General features: G+C 64.2%; 5 protein-coding genes. 1 reads left to right on the plus strand and 4 read right to left on the minus strand.

Going from position 1 to position 2,837, the window contains the following annotated elements:
- From Y705_RS16530 to rimP, 4 genes are all read right to left on the minus strand, one after another.
- On the minus strand, positions 1-189 hold a 189-nt coding region (locus tag Y705_RS16530; protein WP_155849850.1), incomplete at its 3' end, for a translation initiation factor IF-2 N-terminal domain-containing protein.
- 170 nt (positions 190-359) lie between these two features.
- On the minus strand, positions 360-716 hold the full coding sequence (locus Y705_RS16535) for a DUF448 domain-containing protein (protein ID WP_155849851.1): 357 nt from the start codon (positions 714-716) through the stop codon (positions 360-362).
- Between the two features lie 50 nt (positions 717-766).
- Positions 767-1,747, minus strand: a complete 981-nt coding sequence (gene nusA, locus Y705_RS0101600) for a transcription termination factor NusA (protein WP_026531593.1) — start codon at positions 1,745-1,747, stop codon at positions 767-769.
- A 10-nt stretch (positions 1,748-1,757) separates the two neighbouring features.
- Positions 1,758-2,417 carry a ribosome maturation factor RimP gene (gene rimP, locus Y705_RS16540; protein WP_253908441.1) on the minus strand — a complete coding sequence of 220 codons (660 nt, stop codon included), beginning with the start codon at positions 2,415-2,417 and terminating at the stop codon, positions 1,758-1,760.
- A 54-nt stretch (positions 2,418-2,471) separates the two neighbouring features.
- Between rimP and Y705_RS0101610 the strand changes: the two genes are divergently transcribed.
- A partial coding sequence (locus tag Y705_RS0101610) for a hypothetical protein (RefSeq protein WP_155849852.1) occupies positions 2,472-2,837 on the plus strand: 366 nt, incomplete at its 3' end.

The following is a 2,837-nucleotide window of genomic DNA, read 5'->3' on the forward strand; positions in this document are numbered from 1 at the left end:
GGGAGCCGCAGCGGCAGGCTTGGATGCACCGGCATTCGGGAAGGCGCCGCGAAGTTTCTTCACGACGGGGGCCTCGATTGTCGACGAGGCGGAACGGACGAATTCGCCCAGTTCCTGCAGTTTTGCTACTGCATCTTTCGAGGTAATACCGAGCTCTTTGGCGAGCTCATGTACGCGGACCTTGGCCACATTTCTCCTGTCTCGGTCCGCACCGAGCCAGGCACGAACCTCTATTTCCTACTGCAGAACCGGACTGCCGGAGCAGCCTGGAGGTTGATTGCAGAACTCAACGAAAAAATCATCGTTGGGTACTCATCGCTGGGTACTCATCGGGTTTCCATCAGTTTTCTGACCCGCTTTCAGGGCAAGGACGGTATATTGCCGAGGGCTCCATCGGAGGCCTCGGGAGGTGCACGGAACGGGGAGGGCAAGAACTTCGTCTCCACGGCGCGGCGGAAAGCGCGGTTGAACGCTTTCCTCTTGATCGCCGTTTCCATACATGCCGGATCAGGGTGCAGCCAAGCGCCCCGACCGGAAAGCCGGCGGTGTTCATCGATCACGACGGCAAAATTCCCGTCGATTTCCTGGGCCACCACCCGCACCAGATGTGACTGGTCCGCCCGCTTCCGGCATCCGACACAGGTCCGGACAGGACGGGAATCCGCCGTCGAACCTGTGGATCTGCCGGAGTGGGTCATCGACTCAGTCCCTACCATTCTACCGCTTCCGCGCCCATGATGCTGACGGAGGGCCCCCGTGGCCCGATTCAGGACTTCGCGGGCTGTGCGGCGTCGGACACGATATCGATGCGCCAGCCCGTGAGCTTGGCCGCGAGACGCGCGTTCTGGCCCTCTTTGCCGATGGCCAGCGACAGCTGGTAGTCGGGAACCACCACGCGCGCCGACCTCGTCGCCTCATCGGTGATGGAGACTGAATTCACGCGCGACGGCGAGAGCGAACTGGCGATGAAGGTGGCGGCGTCGTCACTGTAGTCGACGATGTCGATCTTCTCGTCATTCAGTTCGTTCATCACCGCGCGCACGCGTGAGCCCATCTCGCCGATGCAGGCACCCTTCGCATTGACGCCCGGCACGTTCGCCTTCACCGCGATCTTGGTACGGTGACCGGCTTCCCTCGCCATGGCGACAATCTCCACCGTCTTGTCAGCGATCTCGGGTACCTCGAGTTCGAAGAGCTTCCGGACCAGGCCAGGGTGGGAGCGTGAGAGGGTGATGGACGGTCCCTTCATGCCCCGGTGCACGTCGGTCACGAAGGCGCGCAGGCGGGAACCGTGGAGGTACTTCTCCCCGGGCACCTGCTCGGACGGCGGCAGTACGGCCTCCACCGAACCCAAATGGACCTGGATCATGTGCGGGTTGTTCCCCTGCTGGATCATTCCGGCGACCAGTTCGCCCTCTTTGCCGCGGAACTCGCCGAGGATGTTGTCATCCTCGGCGTCACGCAGGCGCTGGAGGATGATCTGGCGTGCGGTGCTTGCGGCGATGCGTCCGAATCCCCCGGGGGTGTCGTCGAACTCGCCCACAGCCTCGCCGTCGTCGTCCACCTCGGTAGCCCAGATGGTGACGTGGCCGTTCTTGCGGTCCAGCTCTGCCCGCGCCGTGTCCTGCGCGCCGGGCGTGCGGTGGTAGGCCACGAGCAACGCCTGTTCGATCGTGGGGATCAAGAGGTCCAGCGGAATCTCGCGTTCACGCTCCAAAAGCCTCAACGCACTCATGTCAATGTCCATCTAGGGCTCCTTATGCTGGGTGCCGGGCACCGGAGTTCTCCGGATGGCCTGCACCGTCTTCTGTCTGGTGTTCGTCGGCATGCGCGAATTCGACCTGCACGGTCCCTTTGCGAATCCTTGAGAATTCGATGCTCGTGGGCTCGCCCTGCTTGGGCTTCATCCCCTTCTTGACGGGCAGCTGCGGCACCAGCCGGATTCCGGTGGCACTGACCTCCTGGAGCCGGCCGAGAACCTCGTCCCCCTGAACTGGTTTGACCAGGATCATGCGCCCCACATTGCGGCGCCAGTGCCGCGGTTCGGTGAGGGGTCGTGAGACGCCCGGCGAGGAGATCTCGAGGCTGTACGGGCGCCCGTCGTCGTCCGGGTCGTTATCCATCGCCTGGGACAGCTCGAGTGAGACGTCGGAGATGATGTCAAGCCCGACACTTCCCTGGCGGTCTTCGGGGAGGTCCACGATTACGTGCACGGTGCGGTGGGCGCCGGCGAGCTTGATGTCGATTTCTTCGAGGTAGAGATCGTGCTGCTCCACCACGGGCTGGAGCCGCGTCCGGAGTCTTTGCGCCTCCGCCTGGAGTTCAGCGTCGAGCGCCGTCTTGCGGGGCGCCGCCCGATTTCCATTGCCGGGCTGAACCGCCATGGCTGCCTCCCACTCGATGATGTTGTAGATCAAGAGTACCGACTTTCACCCTTCCCGGTTGTATTGCCCGGGCAATCGGACTCGGCCGTGACATCATCGATTGTTGTGAAGACGAGCCGGCCACCGCACGGGCACAGCACTTTCCGCCGTGCCTGCCGCCCGGTTGCAGAGGTACTGGCCCTGGCAACAGTGTTCCTCCTGGTTGCAGCTCTTGGCCTGGGCGCCACCGCAGGGAAGGAGCCGGCGGCGAAGCCATACACCGACACCGAGCACGTGCAGCTCGACGCCGTCCGGCGGGCCTCGGCTCTTGCCGCGCAGGCTCGGGAGCTTGCCGCCGTCGTCCATGAGCCGGAACTGGCTGCCCGGATCCTTCGGACCGCCGGGATGCTGGAGCAGCAGGCCGGGGCTCTCGCCCTTCCGGCGCCGGTCGCCAGTGCGGCTGCCAGTACCGGC

This window comes from Arthrobacter sp. H41, assembly GCF_000520535.1.
Classification (GTDB): domain Bacteria; phylum Actinomycetota; class Actinomycetes; order Actinomycetales; family Micrococcaceae; genus Arthrobacter_D.

Bases quoted from the DNA above. Each gene is read 5' to 3' on its own strand.
- nusA (WP_026531593.1), bottom strand. From the start codon at position 1,747: ATGGACATTGACATGAGTGCGTTGAGGCTTTTGGAGCGTGAACGCGAG.
- Y705_RS16535 (WP_155849851.1), bottom strand. From the start codon at position 716: ATGGTAGGGACTGAGTCGATGACCCACTCCGGCAGATCCACAGGTTCG.